Raw genomic sequence first — 19275 nt, 5'->3', positions numbered from 1 at the left:
CAATCCTTGTCAGGGGGCGTGGCGGCGGGAGCGGGAAATCCCGTGCGCCAGCAGGTAAATCAGATGCGCAATACCGGCCGTTTCATCAGCCCTGAGGATACGCGCCAGAGCGCACCACTCGATGGGCGGGCCAGAAGAGGGCCGTGCAAAACAGGCTCGCTCGAGTGCGGCGAGTGCGTTGCCGAGCCGATTATGCCCAGCGTCGGGCAACTGGCCTAATTGATAATAGGAGACCTGCCAGCGCATGGTCGCCCACTTGATCAGCGCCTTGCGACTGGCATCCGGCTGGTGTCGGGCAAGGGCTCGTTGCAGTTGATAGAAGGCGCGCCAGCGGGGCCAGTGGCGCCATAGCGTACGCAGCGCCACGGCCAGCACGACCCACCAAAGGCTCTCTCGCAGTGCCATCTGTGATGTCTGCTGATCAGGTTGTCGATTTGTCGTTGCCTGAAACGTCAGCGTGATGGCAGGGAGGCTGGCCTGCTCAATCCGGCCGCTTTGGGTATTAAACCAGGGCAGATCAAGGGGGGGCAGCTGATAGTCGCCGCTCTGCTCTGCAACCAGAGTCTGGCGCCACTGTCGCTCAAACAGCAGCTTGCCATCTCGGTAACGCTCCTGCTGTTGCTCGCCATCGGGATGTGCCTGTATGCCGCTTGGCAGTTGATGGGCCATCAGGGGGGCAAGCTGTATCTGGCCGCTGTCACCATTTTCCATGGTCAGGGTGAGGATACGGATCAGTGGTTCACCCACTTCCCCCGTGGAGGCCGGTTCAAGCCGTTGACTCAGGGTCAGCCGGGTGGCCACCGGCGTGGCGGGGGCTTTGTCGACCCGAACCTCGAGTGGTGCCGCACGGGCCGAGAGTTTTTGCGGCTTGCTCCCTTGCTGCGTGAGCTGCCCCTGCAAGCGGGGTGAGTCGAGGTACCAGAGTCCCGGCGCTTTTGCCTGAACGAGCCAGCTGCGGGTGAGCCTGCCGGGCAGACCTGCCTGAGCGGGGGCGATCCACTCGTCGCTACCGAGGCGACGGATGGTGAAGTGGGCAGAGCTAAGCTCGCTTAGCGCCGGGTTTTGCATACTGGTGGGCAGCCAAAGAGTCAGGCGGTAGATCACCGGCTGGCCGGGATAGAGCGGGCCCTGATGTTCAAGGCTGGCCTGCATCTCGAGGGGCGAGGGGGCTGCGGGTTGCGGCAGCGAGGCAGTTTTCGCCTCTCTTAATGGCAATCTCAATGGCAATGTGAGCGAGGGAGTGAACTCATTTCCGAGCTTGAGCGGGGCAATCACCACCTCTGTATTTGCGGGTGAATTGCTCTGGTGCAGCGGGATCTGCCAGCGAGTCAGTTGTTGTACCGGGGTCGTGACCCGGCTCATGGTCACTCTGCCCACTGCAAACTGGCGTAGTAGGGGGGTGATCTCCAGTTCGCTGCTCTGGCGCTCGCCATCCGCTTCGATGATCAGCAGCCAATCGCTGGGGTCGGCCCCCGGCAGCAGCTCTACCCGAGGGGGCAAAGCCCAGCAAAGTGGACTCGCGAGTGCGAGCAACAGCCCCCATCCTGCCCGTGTCACCAGGGCTCCTCCACCTTGATCAGGTCCCGGCGTAGTGCCTCTTTGCGCAGTCGCTGCTCCAGCAGCAACACAGGGGGAGAGGGGGGCAGGGGCATTGCTGCTGCCTGCTGTTCAGCCGATGGTTCGGGTTGCTTGCTGGTGCTGGTATCGGGAGCGGCGGCCGCACCGCCTTGCAACAGAGAGAGGTTATAGAGCGCATCTTCATGGCCGGGCTCCAGTGCCAGAGCGGCCAGATAGGCCTCTTTGGCGGCCGCAAACTCCCCCAGTTGCAGCAGGGCATTGCCGCGGTTGTAGTGGGCGGTGGCACTCTCTGCTTCCTGATAGGCTGCGATGGCTGGCCGGTAGGCACCAGCCCGATACCAGGCGTTGCCGCGCCAGATCGGATCGTCGAAAGTGCGGGCGGCCCGCAGAAAATCCCCCTCTTGATAAGCCTGCATCGCTTGCAGATCTCCCTTCTCTGCTGCTTGCAGATCTTGTGGCGCAAGCAGCTGAGCTCCCACCATCAGCGCCATCATCAACCGGGCGCCGACTCTGGCCAGCAAGGCCAGTGGTAACAAGGGGATCAGCAGCCAGGGGCCAAGATCCAGTGGTGCCGGGGTGAGGGCCGAGGTCGTTGTGGGCAGCGGCGCAAATCGGGGGGCGTCGCTGCCAAGCCACTGCAGCTCACCGCCGAGACGGTTGGCCAGAGCGGCAATGGCCTGACTATCGGGGGCGGGCAACTGCGCGGGCATGCGGGCGGCAAACCCCAACTCATTGGCCGGAATGGCGGGCATGGGGGCCGGTTGACCGCTGCTGGCAAGCAGAATATCGAGGCGTGCCGACTGGGTGTCGCGGCAAAGAAGGCGTTGCTGGCAGGGCCACAGGGCGGCGATTTGGGTCATCTGATTCTGGGTGAGGTCGTCGGTGATCAGCAGCAGACGCGCTTGTTCTCCAGGGGCCAGCTGCTTCATGGCAAGTTCCACCGCCCGTGCCGGGTTGCTGCCCTGCAACGGCATGATATCGGGGCGCAAGTCGGGCAGTAGCAGCGAAAGGGCCTGATGATCCCGGGTTGGCGGCATGGCGAGGTAGGCGTCGCCTGCGTAGAGGATCAGCGCAATGCGCTCGCCCTTGGCGCGGCTCAGCAGCTGCTGTAATTGCCATCTGACCCGGGTCGCCCGATCCGGTTTGAGATCGGTGGCGGTCATCGAGCGTGACAAGTCCAGTAGCCAGATATCTAGCGGTGCTGCAGGCTGCTGTTGCAGCTCACCGCGCAGTGCCGGTCCACTCAGGGCCAAAATGACGGGCAGGGTTGCCAGCCAGAGCCAGGGACGTTGAGGACGGGATGCTGGCAGCAGATAAGCCTGCATCGCAGGTGCGAGCAGCGGGGGCTGGCGACGACGGTGCCACCCTTGCCAGAGCCAGGGGATGAGTGCGATCAGCCACAGAGGGCGGAGCAAGATCAGCTCCATCTGCGCGCGACTCGTGCCAGCCAGTTACGCACCATGCGAAACTCCAGTCTGCCGTGCCTTGATGGCAGAAGCAGCAAGCCACAAAGCAGTGCCAATGGCCAGGGGTAGAGCTCGATCACCGGCTGGTACTGGGCAATCGGCATAGGGGCAGGTTCAAGGGCATTGAGAGCCGCGTTGATGGTATCGAGATCGCTTTGGGTTCGCGCCCTGAAATAGCGCCCCTGTCCTGTTTTTGCCAGCTCTTTCAGGAGCTGTTCGTCCAGTTCGCTGCTGGGATCGGCCTGACCGCTGCCCGCCTCATCATAGGGTTGGATAAAGGTATCGGGATCGGCCCCGACCCCCAGCGTGTAGATCCGTATTCCCTGCGCTGCGGCGAGTTTGGCCTCCTGCAGCGGGTCGGCATTGCCTGCGGTATTGCGGCCATCAGTGACCAGCAGCAAGGCGGTGGGGCGACCAGGATCCCCATGCTGACGTGCCAGCTGGATCGCCTCGCCAAGGGCGGTGGTTCGGCCGACCAGATCAAAATCGAGCTCGTCGCTCAAGGTCAACAGCGCCGGGATCTCCTGAGTGAGGGGAGAGAGCAGGTAGGCGTGATCGGCAAATACGATGAGGCCCACCCTGTCTCCGGCCCGTTTGGCAATCAGCGCCTTGATCTGCAGGCGCACCGCCGTCAAGCGTGCTTGTTGCTCACCGTTATCGAGCATATCAGGGGTGCGCATGCTGTCTGACAGATCCACCGCCAGCAGCAGATCCCGACTCCCTTCATATTGAATAACCGGTTCCCCCCACCACTGGGGGCGGCAGAGGGCGAGGATAAGGGCGCACCAGAGCAGCATGGCGCGCCAGAGCGGCAATCCGGCCTGAGGACGCAGCAGGGCAAACCCGGGGTGAGCCAGATAGCCGCGGCGAAGGGGCGGCAAGCCGAAGCGCACCAGCAAGGGGAGCACCAGCGCCAGTGCGAACCAGGGCCAGGCCAGGATCATGAATGCCTCCGTACGGCTTTACGCCCCGAGTGGGGGGAGCGTTGCAAGAATAGGGTCTGACCCCAGCGGCGATAATGTTGCCGAAGCTGTTCGCACTGCTCGCGAGTCGGGTTCTGGCTGCCATAGAGCCAACTGCTCCAGTGAGGGGCGAACTGGCTGAAATCGCTGCCGCCGTGGCGATCGACGAAGGCGAGCCACGCCTCTCCCTGCAGCTGGCGCGCCTCGGGCCAGCGTTGCAATGCTTCATGACGCAGGGCCTCCTGTATGCGTGCCACCAGCAGTGCCGGATCTCCCTCCAGCTGATGACACCAGCGGCGGTAACGTATCACCCTCTTGGCAATCAGGACGATCAGCAGTAGCAATAACGCTGTGATCAACAGCCACAATAGCGCCTGGACTCTGGGGTCAAGACTCTGTTCAATCAGATCCGGCCCCGGGTGGATGTCTCGCATCAGGGCGGCTAGCGGCGGAGTGATGGCCTCGGAGGCGGGACTGGCGCTGTCGAGTTCGGTGGGCGAGCTCATCCCTGATGACATAACCCCTCCTGCCACTGTTGTTGCAGCGTCTGGCCGTTATCGAGTAGATAGAGGCGCTGCACCAGCGGCAGCAACTGCTGCTTGCCGTGGGCCAGCTGCTGCTCGGCGGCATGCCGGTAGCGGCGGGAGAAACCGGCATGGCCCCCATCCAGCCAGCCCTGATAGTGTTGCCCTGGCCGATCGATGGCCACCGGCAGCTGGCCGTCAGGGGGAAGGGCAGCCTCAAGGGGATCGCGGATCTGCCAATAGTGGATATCGTGGCGGCGGGAGAGCAGCTGCAACTGCTGACAGAGCGCTGACTCACAGGGTCTGTGGTCGGTGATCAGCGTCAGTTTGGCACCATGGGGCAGCTTCACGCTGGCCAAGGTGTCGGCCAGTGAATGGGATAGTACCCGACGTGCCAGCCCTTGCTGGTAGTGATGGCAGAGGGATTCGAGCAGGGGCAGCACGCTGCCGCGCTGGCTCTGGTGATTTGGGATAAGCCCGTGGCAGATCAGGGTGTTGTGCTGCTTCTCCCCTTGCCAGATGAGGGCGGCCGCCAGCTCGCATCCCAGACGCGCCTTGAGCTGCCGTGTGGAGCCGAAATACATGGCGGGGGAGAGATCAAGCAGCAGCCAGTGCGCCTGATCCAGCTCCTCGCTATAGAGGCGGGTATAGGGACGACCGAGGCGCGCCGTCACTCGCCAGTCGATATGGCGTACCTCGTCACCAGCCTGATAGGCGCGCAGCTCGCGAAACGTGAGTCCGGGAGAGCGGCCCGGTTTGCCGCGTTCGCTACTGCTTCTGCCTGCGTGAGGTGGCTTCCTGGCCTTGGCCCAGAGCCGGATATTGAGCAGCCGTGGCAGCGACAGGGCGATATCGGGATGGAGCTCCGGCGCTAGGGACATGGCACCTGATCCAGCAGTTGGGCGATCAGGATATCGTTATCCAGATTGTCGGCCAGTGCCTGATAGCTGGGAATAAGGCGGTGGCGCAGCACCGGATAGGCTTGCAGCTGGATATCTTCCGGCAGCACATAATCTCGTCCGGCAAGCCAGGCTCGGGCGCGGGCGGAGCGAGCCAGCCCCAGCGTAGCCCGAGGGCTGGCCCCCACGGCAATCAATGGCTCAAGGGCAGGGCAAAGACCACTGCCTGGGCGAGTGGCGCAGACCAGCTCCACCAGATAGTGCTCCAGTCTGCTTTGCATGGTCACCGCCAGCACTTCGCTGCGGGCACGTTGCAAGGTGGTCTGGCTCAGGGTCACCGGCGCTGCACCAAGCTGTTCGCCGCTGGCATTGAGCTGCAAGATGGCGAGCTCCATCATAGGGCTCGGGTAATCCACCATCAGCTTGAGCAGAAAGCGGTCGAGCTGGGCCTCCGGCAGGGGATAGGTTCCCTCCTGCTCGATGGGATTCTGGGTGGCGGCGACCATAAAGAGGGGTGGCAGCCGCCAGCTCTTTTTGCCCACGGTGATCTGGTGTTCGGCCATGGCCTCCAGCAGCGCTGATTGCACCTTGGCCGGCGCCCGGTTGATCTCGTCCGCCAGCACCAGATGGTTGAAGAGGGGGCCGGGTTGGAATACAAAACTGGCATCCTGCGGGTGAAACACCTCGCTGCCGGTGAGATCGGCGGGAAGCAGGTCGGGGGTGAACTGGATACGGGCAAAGCGCCCCTCGACGGCGCCAGCGAGCGCCTTGACGGCGCGGGTTTTGGCCAGCCCGGGAGCCCCTTCGATTAACACATGTCCTTCACATAACAGGGCAATCAGGAGCCCTTCTATTAGCTCCTCCTGCCCCAGGATCTGACTGCCAAGATAGTCCCTAAGTGCTCTGAACTCGGCCGCTGCCATGCGATAAACCCGTTGTTTTTATGGAAGTTGATCTTTTTATACTCCAGTTGCTTCCCAAGGGCGAGCAAAGGGGTCTTGCCGTGCTTAATTTAGTTTCAATCAGCTGTATGAAACTTGTGATTGGATTGTTAAGATGTGGCGCAATGAGGTCAGACCTCTGCCTTTTAAACCAAGGAGCCAGGATGAAACAGCCATTGAAACTGACGACTCGCCAGGGCGAACGGATTGCCGTCGTGGCGGGGCTGCGTACCCCCTTTGCCAAGCAGGCCACCGCCTTTCATGGCGTGCCTGCAGTTGACCTCGGCAAACTGGTGGTGAGCGAGATGCTTGCCCGTACCGATCTCGATCCCAAGCTTATCGACCAACTGGTGTTTGGTCAGGTGGTTCAGATGCCAGAAGCCCCCAACATTGCTCGCGAGATCGTGCTCGGTACCGGCATGAGCGTCAATACCGATGCCTATAGCGTCTCCCGCGCCTGCGCCACCAGTTTTCAAGCAGTGGCCAACGTCACCGAATCCATCATGGCCGGTACGGTAGACATCGCCATCGCCGGCGGCGCTGACTCCTCTTCCGTGCTGCCCATCGGGGTGAGCAAGAAGCTGGCCCGCGCCCTGGTGGATCTCAACAAGGCGCGCAATTTGCAGCAGCGCTTCAATATTCTGCGTCAGCTGCGGGTCAAGGATCTGCTGCCGGTGCCGCCTGCCGTGGCGGAATACTCCACTGGCCTCTCCATGGGACAGACCGCCGAGCAGATGGCCAAGAGCCACCAGATCAGCCGCGAGGCGCAAGATGCGCTGGCTCATCGCTCCCACACCCTGGCCGCGCAGGCTTGGGCTGATGGCAAGCTCAGCGGCGAGGTGTTTACTGCCCATGTACCGCCTTACAAGTCACCGCTGGAGCGGGACAACAATATCCGTGAAAGCTCGGATCTCGTGAGCTACGCCAAGCTCAAACCGGTGTTTGACCGGGTTCATGGCACAGTCACTGCAGCCAACGCCACGCCGCTGACCGATGGCGCCGCTGCCGTGTTGCTGATGCGGGAAGGTCGGGCGAAAGAGCTGGGCCTCGAGCCGCTTGGTTATATCCGCAGCTTCGCCTTCTCGGCCATTGATGTCTGGCAAGACATGCTGATGGGGCCCTCCTACGCCACGCCGCTGGCGCTGGACAGAGCCGGTATCACGCTCAGCGATCTGACTCTGATCGACATGCACGAAGCCTTTGCCGCCCAGACGCTGGCCAACCTCAAGATGTTTGCCAGCCACGAGTTTGCCCGTGACAAGCTGGGCCGCGATCAGGCCATCGGCGAGGTGGACATGGAGAAGTTCAACGTCCTCGGTGGTTCGCTGGCCTATGGCCACCCCTTTGCCGCGACCGGTGCGCGGATGATCACCCAGACCCTGCACGAGCTGCGTCGTCGCGGCGGGGGACTGGGGCTCAACACCGCCTGTGCGGCGGGTGGATTGGGCGTGGCTATGGTGTTGGAGGTTGAATGATGAGCGCTAAGACTTTTTCCCTGGATGTTCGCAAAGATGGCATCGGCATCCTCACCATGGATGTGCCGGGCGAGAGCATGAATACCCTCAAGGCCGCCTTTGTCGAGGAGATCCGCTCTGTACTGGACGAGGTAAAACGCAACAAGGATTTGATCGGGCTGGTGATCACCTCCGGCAAGAAGGACTCCTTCATCGCCGGCGCTGACATTACCATGCTGGCCGCCTGCACCAGTGCCAAGGATGCCGAGACCCTGTCACGAGAAGGGCAGGAGATCTTTGCCGAGATCGAGGGGCTGACCATTCCGGTGATCGCCGCCATTCACGGCCCCTGCCTCGGTGGCGGGCTGGAGCTGGCGCTGGCCTGTCATGGCCGGGTGGTGACTGATCATGGCAAATCTGTGCTGGGATTGCCGGAAGTGCAGCTCGGCCTGCTGCCGGGCTCTGGCGGTACCCAGCGTCTGCCGCGCCTTATCGGGGTGGCCAAGGCGCTGGATCTGATGCTGACCGGCAAGCAGGTTCGCGCCAAACAAGCCAAGAAATTGGGGCTGGTGGACGATGTGGTGCCGCCGTCAATCTTGTTGGATGCTGCTATCAAGCTGGCCAAGAAGGGCAAACCGCGCCATCAGTTGAAACGGGATCTGCAGGGCAAGGTGCTTGAGACCAACAAGCTGGGCCGCAAGGTGCTGTTCGATCAGGCCAGCAAGGGGGTGAAAGCCAAGACCCGCGGCAACTACCCGGCGCCGGAGCGGATCCTGGACGTTGTACGCATCGGCGTGGAGGAGGGGATGAAGGCCGGTCTGGCCGCTGAATCCCGCCACTTTGGCGAGCTGGTGATGACTGCTGAGTCTGCCGCCCTGCGTTCCATCTTCTTTGCCACCACCGAGATGAAGAAAGAGGTCACCTATCAGGGAGCCGAGCCGCGCAAGGTGGCCCATGCCGCCGTGCTGGGCGGTGGTCTGATGGGGGGCGGCATCGCATTTGTCACCGCTACCAAGGCGGGCGTGCCGGTGCGGATCAAGGATGTGGCAAGCGCCGGGATCGGCAATGCCATGCGCTACAGCTATGACATTCTGGCCAAGAAGCTCAAGCGCCGTCACATCCTGCGCAGCGAGCTGGAAAAGCAGATGAGCTTGCTGACCGGCACCCTCGACTACTCCGGTTTTCACCGGGTGGACATAGTGGTGGAGGCGGTGTTTGAAGATCTCAATCTCAAACACCAGATGGTGAAAGACGTGGAGCGCGAGTGTGGTGAGCACACAGTGTTTGCCTCCAACACCTCCTCCCTGCCCATTAGCCAGATTGCGGCAGAGGCGGCGCATCCGGAGCGGGTCGTGGGGCTGCACTACTTCAGCCCGGTGGACAAGATGCCGCTGGCGGAGATCATCCCCCATGCGGGCACCAGTGCCGAGACGGTCGCCACCACTCTGGCCTTTGCCCGTGCTCAGGGTAAAACGCCTATCGTGGTGAAAGACGAAGCCGGTTTCTACGTTAACCGCATCCTCGCCCCCTACATGAACGAAGCGGCGCGACTGTTGCTGGAAGGGGAGCCAGTGGAAGTTCTGGATAGCGCCCTGCTCGACTTTGGCTTCCCGGTTGGCCCCATCATCTTGCTGGACGAGGTGGGGATCGATGTGGGGGCCAAGATCTCCCCCATTCTCGAGAAAGAGCTGGGCGGCGAGCAGTTCCAGGCGCCCAAGGCGTTCGACAAGCTGCTGCAAAACGATCGCAAGGGACGCAAGAACGGCAAGGGCTTCTACCTCTATGGCAAGGCGGCACCGCGCAACAAGCTGACCGGCAAAGAGGGCAAGAAGACGGTGGACGAGAGCGTCTATGGCGTGCTCGGCATCAAGCCTTCTGCCAAGCTGGCCCGTCAGGAGATCGCCGAGCGCTGCGTATTGTTGATGCTCAACGAAGCGGCGATGGCGCTGGATAGCGGTGTGGTGGCGTCGGCCCGTGATGGCGATATCGGCGCCATCTTCGGCATCGGTTTCCCGCCTTTCCTTGGCGGCCCGTTCCGTTATATGGACACGCTCGGGATCGATCATCTGGTTGGCCGTCTGGAGTATTACCAGAAGCGCCACGGTGATCGGTTTGCTCCCTGTTCCCGCCTCAAGGCAATGGCCGCAGAGCAGCAGACCTTCTACTGATAACCGCTGCAGATTGACCGCAAGACAAAGAGGCCCGCACCCCATGCGGGCCTCTTTCTATGTTGTGGTTTGTTCGGGTTGTACGGCTTGGGCAGCGCTCATGCTGGCAGAAGCAACCGATTAAAAAACGGCCCACCGAAGTGGGCCGTAGAGATATCAGATTACGGGTCAGAGCCCAGGTTTGCGCTCCGGGCAGCGGCCGATGATATCGGGTGGCAGATCGCCGTTATCCTGTTCCAGCACCACGTCGAATCCCCACAGCTGATGCAGGTGTTTGAGCACCTCATGGCGTGAGTCGCCAAGGGGGATGCGGTTGTGGGGTACATAGCGCAGGGTGAGGGAGCGATCCCCCTTCACGGCAACGTTGTAGACCTGAATATTGGGCTCCAGATTGCTCAGGTTGTACTGGGCTGACAGGGTATTGCGCACCTGACGGTACCCCTCGTCATTGTGGATGGCAGAGACCTTCAGATAGTTCTTCAGATCGTCGTCATCAATGGCGAACAACTTCATATCCCGCATCACTTTCGGGCTTAAGAACTGGCTGATAAAGCTCTCGTCCTTGAAGTTCTGCATGGCAAAGTGGAGGGTGTCGACCCAGTTGCTGCCGGCATAGTCGGGGAACCAGTATCTATCTTCCTCGGTCGGGTTCTCGCAGATGCGGCGCAGGTCGGTAAACATGGCAAACCCCAGCGCATAAGGGTTGATCCCCGAGTAGTAGCGGCTGTTGTAAGCCGGTTGATAAACCACGTTGGTGTGGCTGTGCAGCACCTCCATCATGAAGCGATCGCTCAGCTTGCCCTCGTCATAGAGGTGATTGAGGATGGTGTAGTGCCAGAAGGTGGCCCACCCCTCGTTCATCACCTGGGTCTGCTTTTGCGGATAGAAATACTGGCTGATTTTGCGCACGATGCGCACCACTTCCCGCTGCCAGGGCTCCAGCAAGGGGGCATTCTTCTCGATGAAGTAGAGAATGTTCTCCTGGGGCTCGGCGGGGTAGCGCCTGTCCTCCACGCCAGCCGCTTTATGCTGTTTGGGCAGGGTTCGCCACAGCTCGTTGACCTGAGTCTGCAGATAATCTTCCCGCGCCTTCTGACGCCGCTTCTCCTCTGCCATCGAGATCTTCTGGGGACGCTTGTAGCGATCCACCCCGAAGTTCATCAGGGCATGGCAGGAGTCGAGCAGCTGTTCCACCGCCTCGATGCCATGCTTCTCTTCGCACTGGGTGATGTAGTTCTTGGCGAACAGCAGGTAGTCGATGATGGAGGAGGCATCGGTCCAGGCCTTGAACAGGTAGTTGTTCTTGAAGAAGGAGTTGTGACCGTAGCAGGCGTGTGCCATCACCAGCGCCTGCATCGGCATGGTGTTCTCCTCCATCAGGTAGGCGATGCAGGGATCGGAATTGATGACGATCTCGTAGGCCAGCCCCATCTGGCCGCGCTTGTAGTTGCGCTCGGTATGGATAAAGCGCTTGCCGAACGACCAGTGCTGATAGCCGATAGGCATGCCAACGCTGGAGTAGGCATCCATCATCTGCTCGGCGGTGATCACCTCGATCTGGTTGGGGTAGGTATCCAGCTTGTAGAAACGGGCGACCCGGGCGATCTCCTGGTGATAGGTCTCCAGCAGATCGAAGTTCCAGTCTGGTCCGTCATCCAGTGGCGCTACACGTTTTTCTGTTTCGATCATGTGACCTCCTCACGCCGCTTGTTTCTTGAACAGCTCGCGGAACACCGGATAGATATCCTCGACCTTGCGAATGTGCTCCATCGCAAAGTGGGGGAACTGGCTGGCTACCGACTCATATTCGTGCCACAGGGTCTGGTGGGCACGGGTGGTGATCTCAATGTAGGAGTAGTACCGCACCCTTGGCATGATGTCCCGCGCCAGAATTTCACGGCACTGCGGTGAGTCATCAGCCCAGTTGTCACCATCCGATGCCTGCGCCGCATAGATGTTCCACTGGTTGGCGGGGTAACGCTCGTTGATGATGTCGTTCATCATCTTGAGGGCGCTGGAGACGATGGTGCCGCCAGTCTCCTGGGAGTAGAAGAACTCGTGCTCGTCCACCTCCTTGGCCTGGGTGTGGTGGCGGATATAGACCACTTCGACGTTCTTGTAGGTCCGGCTCAGGAACAGATAGAGCAGGATATAGAAACGCTTGGCCATCTCCTTGGTGGCCTGATCCATGGAGCCCGAGACGTCCATCAGACAGAACATCACCGCCTGGCTGGAGGGGACGGGCCGTTTGACGAAGTTGTTGAACTTGAGATCGAAGGTGTCAATAAACGGCACCGCATCGATCCGCCGTTTCAGCTCCCTGATCTCTTTCTCGAGTAGGGCTATTTCGGCAAAGTGCTCGTTGGGATCGGTGGCCAGCAGGGCCAGCCGCTCTTCCAGTTCGTGCAGTTGGTGTTTCTTGCCCGCTTGCAGCGCCATGCGCCGCGCCAGCGAATTTTGCAGGGAACGCACCACGTTGATGTTGGCGGGCACCCCGTTTGAGGTGTAGCCCGCCCGATAGGTTTTGACCTCCATCAGCTGATTGAGCTGGGTTTTCTGCAGCCTGGGTAGCTCCAGATCTTCAAACAGCAGATCGAGATACTCATCCTTGGAGATCTGGAACACGAAATCATCGGCCCCTTCACCCTGATTGGATGCCTGTCCCTCGCCGGAACCCTGTCCGCCGCCCCCTCCTTTGGGGCGGTCAATCTTGTCGCCGGAGACGAACTGGTCATTGCCGGGATGCACCATCTCCCGTTTACCACCGAGCCCCTGATGAAAATGGGGCTCGCCGATATCCTTGGTCGGGATGCTGATGCTCTCACCCTTGTCTACGTCCTGAATGCTGCGCTTGGAGACAGCATCAGAGACCGCTTGTTTTATCTGCTTCTTGTAACGGCGGATGAAGCGCTGCCGATTGACAGCGCTTTTGTTTTTGCCGTTGAGCCTGCGGTCGATAAAATGCGCCATAACTCCCCCTTGAACAGTCAGGGTCAGGATGACTTGCGTACCCTGAGATACCATTCGGAGAGCAGTCGCACCTGTTTGCGGGTGTAGCCTTTCTCCATCATCCGTTCGACAAAGTTATCGTGCTTCTTCTGCTCCTCGGCCGAGGTTTTGCTGTTGAAGGAGATAACCGGCAGCAGTTCTTCCGTGTTGGAGAACATCTTCTTCTCGATCACGGTGCGCAGCTTCTCGTAACTGGTCCAGTTGGGGTTACGGCCTGCATTGTTAGCCCGGGCACGCAGCACGAAGTTGACGATTTCGTTACGGAAATCTTTCGGGTTGCTGATCCCGGCGGGTTTTTCAATCTTCTCCAGCTCGCTGTTGAGCGAAGCCCGATCAAACAGCTGGCCGGTTTCGGGGTCACGGTACTCCTGATCCTGGATCCAGAAGTCGGCGTAGGTGACGTAGCGATCGAAGATGTTCTGCCCGTACTCGGAGTAGGACTCGAGATAGGCGGTCTGGATCTCCTTGCCGATGAACTCCACATAGCGGGGAGTCAGATAACCCTTGATGAACTCAAGGTAGCGATCGTGCAGCTCTTGCGGGAACTGCTCGCGCTCGATCTGCTGCTCCAGCACATAGAAGAGGTGCACCGGGTTGGCGGCCACTTCCGCGTGGTCGAAGTTGAAGACGCGGGAAAGGATCTTGAACGCAAAACGGGTAGAGAGACCATTCATCCCCTCGTCCACACCGGCGTAGTCGCGATACTCCTGATAGCTCTTCGCCTTTGGATCGGTGTCTTTGAGGCTTTCGCCATCATAGACCCGCATCTTGGAGTAGATGCTGGAGTTTTCGGGTTCTTTTAGCCGTGACAACACCGAGAACTGGCCCAGCAACTCGAGGGTTCCCGGGGCGCACTTGGCCTCGGTCAGCTCGCTGTTGACCAGCAGCTTCTCGTAGATCTTCACTTCTTCGGAGACGCGCAGGCAGTAAGGCACCTTGACGATGTAGACCCGGTCGAGGAAGGCCTCGTTGTTCTTGTTGTTGCGGAACTGCTGCCACTCGGATTCGTTGGAGTGAGCCAGCAAGATGCCGTCAAAGGGGAGGGCTGAGAGCCCTTCGGTACCGTTGTAGTTACCCTCCTGAGTTGCAGTTAGCAGCGGGTGCAGTACCTTGATAGGCGCCTTGAACATCTCCACAAACTCCATCACCCCCTGGTTCGCTTTACACAGCGCACCTGAGTAGGAGTAAGCATCGGCGTCATCCTGGGCGAAGTGCTCCAGCATGCGGATGTCGACCTTGCCGACCAGTGAGGAGATATCCTGGTTGTTGTCATCGCCCGGTTCCGTTTTGGCGATGGCAATCTGATCGAGGATGGAGGGGTTGACCTTCTCCACCTTGAACTTGGTGATGTCGCCGCCAAACTCGTGCAGGCGTTTGGCCACCCAGGGGGACATGATGGGACGCAGGTAACGGCGCGGGATGCCGTACTCTTTTTCCAGGATCTCCCCATCCTCTTCGATATCGAACAGGCAGAAGGGGTGATCGTTGACCGGTGAGCCCTTGATGCGATAGATGGGCACCTTCTGCATCAGGGATTTGAGTTTCTCTGCCAGCGAGGATTTACCGCCGCCAACGGGGCCCAGCAGATAGAGGATCTGTTTCTTCTCCTCCAGCCCTTGGGCGGAGTGTTTGAGGTAGGAGACGATCTGTTCGATGGCCTCTTCCATCCCGTAGAAATCCTTGAAGGCGGGATAGCGTGCCACGACGCGGTTGGAGAAGAGTCGGCTCAGTCTGGGGTTGGCTGAGGTGTCTACCATCTCCGGCTCACCAATGGCGGTCAGCAGACGTTCGGCTGCGGAGGCGTAGCAGGCTTTGTCCTGCTTACACATATCCAGGAACTCCTGGATGGTATATTCCTCTTCTCTCGCTTTTTCATATCGCTGTTGGTAATGCTCGAATATGCCCATAACTTTGCCCTCGTTATAGTCGCTTACCCTGAAAAAAGTGGATGACTGCTTTTGTGTTGTGCGCTTTTAAAGCCTAGTCAACAGACTCCAGTAATCCATCACGGTTGATAGGTTAAATTCTGAAGAAACCTGCCCGATCCTTGTGCGGGGAGGGTCAGTCAACAACACCGCTATGTTACTGACTGTTAAATTATTTTTGCCACGATAGTGAGGTAAATGTCAAAGACATAAAAAATAAATGTTTATGGGAAAGAGGGAACTTATTGCGAAAAGATTAAGGGGTTTGACGAAAGTCAATGGGGCTGCGGGTTGGCGGGGTTATGGATGAGAATGTCATTACGTGAACGTCAACGTAAATCACCTTGTTTGGAATTTTAGCTCTAATTTTTACATTGACGCTACATTTTGAGTGCCCTAGATTGGCGATGTGTGAGCAGCAAGACGCTTTAGCAAGAGAGTTGACTGTTGCCTCACCAAGCTCTGTTTAAGCACGTTTCCGTTGGCTTGACCCTCGCAACCGCGAGGGTCTTCTTTTTCTGCGTCCGTAAACGCTTGTTTCTGCTGGTGGCTATTGACGCCGCCAGCACTCATCTATCAAGGGTAGGCTTGTTGCACTGCCGCCAGGACGCGGGCAAACGGGTGGGCGGCCAATTGGCCTGCGCCCGCCAGCGATTTGGCCTTAACCCGGCTGGTCAACGGTGTGGCGATACCGCACAAGAAGCGGGCCAGAACACGAGCATCCACGAAACCGGTTTTGGTAATCAGCGGATCGCACCAGGCGCGGATCCCCGCCTCGTTTGGCATGGTCAGTGAGGGCAGGGGCGGGAGATGCGCCACCTCGCCGCGACAAACCGAACAGTGGCCACAATGAACCGGCGCCACCTCATCGGCAAAATAGCGGGCGAGGCGGTGGCTCAGGCACTCACTTGAGGTGAAAAAGTCGAGCATGGCTTGCAGTCTGGCCAGCTCACTCTGCTCTTTTTGCAGGAACAGGGCATGCAGGGCATTTGCTTCCTGCTCGTTGTCCCATTCCTGACGGGTGATCCGGTAGACCTCGGTCATCTGCTTGCTTTCAAGCTCGATCCAGCCTTGCTGCTGCAGGTAGTCGAGCGCCGCAACCGCCCGCTGTCGCTCCCCCTGATAGCCCTGCCAGAGGGCGTCAAAGTCCATGGTGCACCAACTGCGGGCTTGCGGGGCACAGGCGAACAGCTGCTCCAGAAACTGGCGGCGTTCCGGATTGAAGCGGCTCACTATCTCGCCTTTATCCAGCACAAACTTGAAGCGGTAATCTGCGTAGTAGCTGTAGGCCGGGGTGATGATGCCTGCCATCTCCAGATAGACCAGCAGGGTTTTAAGGGGCAACTGGCGGATATTGGTGTCGTTGGAGAGGCGCAGCAGGGTGAATTCCCACTCGCTCCCGCTCTGCTTGATGATGGCAAGGAGCTGGAGGATGGCACTCAAATCCGGCGTATCGCCGTAGACGAAGTTCTCCAGCACCGGTAGCTGGCTCTGGTTGGCCAGCACGATACAGCGCGATGGCTGGCCATCCCGTCCGGCGCGGCCAATCTCCTGGCTGTAGTTTTCAATGGACTTGGGCAGATCGTAGTGAATGACCCGCCGGATATCCGCTTTATCGATCCCCATGCCAAAGGCGATGGTGGCGACGATGCAGTCCACCTTGCCCGCCATGAAATCGTGCTGGATCTGACTGCGCAGCGCCGAGTCGAGTCCGGCATGATAGGCGCGGGCGTTGATCCCTTCTCTCATGAGTTGCTCGGCACAGGCTTCTGCGGTGTGTTGCAAGGTGACGTAGACGATGGTGGGGGCCGCCGGATCGTTGGCCAGCTCCTGTGCGAGCCAGCTATCCCGCGCGTCGGGCGACAGGGGAATGACTGCCAGATCAAGATTGGGGCGATAGAAACCGGTGACCACGACCCCCTCCGGCGCGATGCCGAATTTGGTCTGCATATCCTGAATCACCGCCGGTGTGGCGGTGGCCGTCAGCAACAACACCTGCGGGATCTTCAGGTCATGGCGATAGCTCGGCAGCTTGAGGTAGTCGGGGCGAAAGTTGTGGCCCCACTCCGAGATACAGTGCGCCTCATCGACGACTAGCAGCGAGAGCGGCACTTGCTGGATAAAGCGGCGAAAGCGCTCGTTCTTGAGTCGCTCCACCGAGATCATCAGGATCTTGAGCTGGCCATCCAGCGCCTGCTGCATCACTCGTCGGCTCTCCTCCGGGCTCTGGCTTGAGTCGAGGGTGGCGGCGCTTATTCCCTTGCTTTTGAGGAAGGCGAGCTGATCGTGCATCAGCGCCAGCAGCGGCGAGATCACCAGGGTCAGGTGAGGCAGGGCGAGGGCCGGCAGTTGATAACAGAGGGACTTGCCGGAGCCGGTGGGAAAGATGGCGGCGGCACTCTGACCTGCCAGCACCCGGCTGATCACCGCCTCCTGACCTGGCCTGAGTGCGGAGAAACCAAAATATTGGTTGAGCAGGGATGGGATCATGGCAAGGCTCCGCGGCAAATGGGGGATGATAGCACAGCGAGCCGGTCACGGGTGACACAGGAATGGTCGTGAGGGTAAGGGCAGAGAGTGTCGATAAAACGTACAAAAATGGGTGGTTGCGCTGTAGTTAAGGTTTTGTTGCGGTTTTTTGTGATGGAAACGGGATATTTTTTGGTGAGTCTCTGGAAAAAAAAGATGGCGAATGGGATATTCCGTCATGCAATCCGGTGACTGGCGGATCGGCCCGACAGAAGGCTGGCCACAGACACCACATTCGGGCGACAGGGGTCTCCCGATGAGTGGTTGCAGACAGGACTCATGATTCATGCACTACGGTGCTTAGGGACTTTTTTGATGACACAACAACACCCCCTCCTTCGGCTGGTCAATAGCACCAGCCTGGTCAGCCAGATCCTGGTTGGTCTGGTATTCGGTATCTTGCTGGCACTGTTTGCGCCCGAGTGGGCGAAAACGGCAGGTCTGCTTGGCAGTCTGTTCGTTGGTGCACTGAAAGCGGTAGCTCCGCTGCTGGTATTCGTACTGGTGATGGCGGCCATCATTGGTCACAAGCAGGGTCAGAAGACCAATATTCGCCCGCTGCTGGCGCTCTACCTGTTTGGTACCTTCTCTGCGGCCGTGGTCGCGGTGATTGCCAGCTTCCTGTTCCCCTCCAACCTCCATCTGGTGGCCAATACTGCCGAGATCACCCCGCCCGGCGGGATCACCGAGGTACTGCAGACCCTGCTGTTCAACGTGGTGACCAACCCGGTCAAGGCGTTGATGGATGCCAACTATATCGGGATCCTTGCGTGGGCCATCGGTCTGGGTATCGCCATGCGCCATGCCAACGAGAGCACCAAGGCGCTGATCACTGACCTGTCTCACGGTGTATCCGCCATCGTGAAAGCGGTGATCCGCTGTGCTCCCCTCGGGATCCTGGGTCTGGTTGCCTCCACTCTGGCAGAGACCGGCTTCGATGCCCTGTTTGGCTATGCTCAACTGCTGGTGGTGCTGATCGGCTGCATGCTGTTTATCGCCTTTGTGGTCAACCCATTGATCGTCTTCTGGAAGATCAAGCGCAACCCCTATCCGCTGGTGCTGACCTGCCTCAAAGAGAGCGGCGTGACCGCCTTCTTTACCCGCAGCTCTGCCGCCAACATTCCGGTCAACATGGCGCTGTGTGAAAAACTGCGTCTTCCCAAAGATACCTACGCGGTCTCCATCCCGCTGGGTGCCACCATCAACATGGCAGGTGCCGCTATCACCATCACTGTGCTGGCCATGGCGGCGGTACATACCCTGGGGATGGAAGTGGACATGGCAACGGCCGTGCTGCTCTCTGTGGTAGCTACCGTCAGCGCCTGTGGCGCATCCGGTGTCGCCGGTGGCTCCTTGCTGCTGATCCCGCTGGCCTGCAGCCTGTTTGGCATCAGCAACGACATCGCCATGCAGGTGGTGGCCGTCGGCTTTATCATCGGCGTGTTGCAGGATTCTGCCGAGACAGCGCTGAACAGCTCCACCGACGTGCTGTTCACCGCCGCTGCTTGCATGGCCGAAGATGAAACCTTGCTGGATGTGGCTCCGGTACCGAGCCGCGAAGCCTGATCCCGCAACGCTCAGTTTCGCAACACACTTGCGCCCTCTTAGGAGGGCGCTTTTTATTGCCGGATTTGCTCTCTTTTCCTCTTTGAGCAATCTCATTGGCTGATGTGCCGGACATTCTGTCGCCCTTGTCCAGGGCGCTGCCTTATCTTTATCCCTTCGAGTTGTGCTTCCTCCTTCTGTTGTGCGCTACACATTTTTGTCTGTTCTGCTAACAGCCGATTGCTATGGCTTACCCCAGATCTTCAGGACAATCA

The 19275-nt window shown here is 59.6% G+C and carries 13 protein-coding genes; 3 read left to right on the top strand and 10 right to left on the bottom strand.

What is annotated here, in order from left to right; translation table 11 throughout:
• Window positions 1–9 precede the first annotated feature (9 nt).
• Genes ACTG2U_RS03290 through ACTG2U_RS03265 form a run of 6 tightly spaced genes read right to left on the bottom strand, consistent with a single transcriptional unit; the run spans window position 10 to window position 6352 of the window.
• Window positions 10–1533, bottom strand: a complete 1524-nt coding sequence (locus ACTG2U_RS03290; protein ID WP_439975102.1) for a hypothetical protein — start codon at window positions 1531–1533, stop codon at window positions 10–12.
• A gap of 20 nt (window positions 1534–1553) precedes the next feature.
• Window positions 1554–3005, bottom strand: a complete 1452-nt coding sequence (locus ACTG2U_RS03285) for a VWA domain-containing protein (protein WP_429012096.1) — start codon at window positions 3003–3005, stop codon at window positions 1554–1556.
• Entirely contained in the window at window positions 2996–3988 is a 993-nt protein-coding gene (locus ACTG2U_RS03280; protein ID WP_439974020.1) for a VWA domain-containing protein, read from the bottom strand. The genes ACTG2U_RS03285 and ACTG2U_RS03280 overlap by 10 nt, the downstream gene beginning before the upstream one ends.
• Window positions 3985–4524, bottom strand: a complete 540-nt coding sequence (locus tag ACTG2U_RS03275) for a DUF4381 domain-containing protein (RefSeq protein ID WP_335812451.1) — start codon at window positions 4522–4524, stop codon at window positions 3985–3987. Before ACTG2U_RS03275 ends, ACTG2U_RS03280 begins: the two co-directional genes overlap by 4 nt.
• Entirely contained in the window at window positions 4509–5411 is a 903-nt protein-coding gene (locus tag ACTG2U_RS03270; protein ID WP_429012099.1) for a DUF58 domain-containing protein, read from the bottom strand. The genes ACTG2U_RS03275 and ACTG2U_RS03270 overlap by 16 nt, the downstream gene beginning before the upstream one ends.
• Window positions 5402–6352 (bottom strand): AAA family ATPase, encoded by a 951-nt coding sequence (locus ACTG2U_RS03265; RefSeq protein ID WP_429012101.1) that lies wholly within the window; start codon window positions 6350–6352, stop codon window positions 5402–5404. The genes ACTG2U_RS03270 and ACTG2U_RS03265 overlap by 10 nt, the downstream gene beginning before the upstream one ends.
• A 182-nt stretch (window positions 6353–6534) precedes the next feature.
• Between ACTG2U_RS03265 and fadI the strand changes: the two genes are divergently transcribed.
• Together fadI and fadJ are read left to right on the top strand one after the other, a co-directional pair.
• Window positions 6535–7845: an acetyl-CoA C-acyltransferase FadI gene (fadI, locus tag ACTG2U_RS03260; protein WP_439974019.1), complete on the top strand. Its 1311-nt coding sequence runs from the start codon at window positions 6535–6537 to the stop codon at window positions 7843–7845.
• Complete coding sequence (gene fadJ / locus ACTG2U_RS03255) at window positions 7845–9992, top strand: fatty acid oxidation complex subunit alpha FadJ (protein WP_335812508.1); 2148 nt, start codon at window positions 7845–7847, stop codon at window positions 9990–9992. The genes fadI and fadJ overlap by 1 nt, the downstream gene beginning before the upstream one ends.
• 168 nt (window positions 9993–10160) lie before the next feature.
• Here the strand turns inward: fadJ and ACTG2U_RS03250 are convergent, their stop codons facing one another.
• From ACTG2U_RS03250 to ACTG2U_RS03235, 4 genes are all read right to left on the bottom strand, one after another.
• Window positions 10161–11681, bottom strand: a complete 1521-nt coding sequence (locus ACTG2U_RS03250) for a SpoVR family protein (protein WP_335812455.1) — start codon at window positions 11679–11681, stop codon at window positions 10161–10163.
• A gap of 9 nt (window positions 11682–11690) precedes the next feature.
• Window positions 11691–12962 (bottom strand): YeaH/YhbH family protein, encoded by a 1272-nt coding sequence (locus tag ACTG2U_RS03245; RefSeq protein ID WP_429012103.1) that lies wholly within the window; start codon window positions 12960–12962, stop codon window positions 11691–11693.
• 23 nt (window positions 12963–12985) lie between these two features.
• The gene (locus ACTG2U_RS03240) at window positions 12986–14908 is read right to left on the bottom strand and encodes a PrkA family serine protein kinase (RefSeq protein WP_033113275.1); all 1923 of its coding nucleotides are present in this window, start codon (window positions 14906–14908) and stop codon (window positions 12986–12988) included.
• A gap of 594 nt (window positions 14909–15502) precedes the next feature.
• Window positions 15503–17416, bottom strand: a complete 1914-nt coding sequence (locus ACTG2U_RS03235; protein ID WP_439974018.1) for a RecQ family ATP-dependent DNA helicase — start codon at window positions 17414–17416, stop codon at window positions 15503–15505.
• 354 nt (window positions 17417–17770) lie between these two features.
• Between ACTG2U_RS03235 and sstT the strand changes: the two genes are divergently transcribed.
• Window positions 17771–19021 (top strand): serine/threonine transporter SstT, encoded by a 1251-nt coding sequence (gene sstT, locus ACTG2U_RS03230; protein WP_005345324.1) that lies wholly within the window; start codon window positions 17771–17773, stop codon window positions 19019–19021.
• The last annotated feature ends 254 nt before the right edge of the window (window positions 19022–19275 follow it).

The sequence above is a fragment of the Aeromonas sp. 95A genome (genome assembly GCF_051919235.1).
Lineage (GTDB): Bacteria > Pseudomonadota > Gammaproteobacteria > Enterobacterales > Aeromonadaceae > Aeromonas > Aeromonas veronii.
This window is presented reverse-complemented; position numbering and strand designations above follow the sequence as displayed.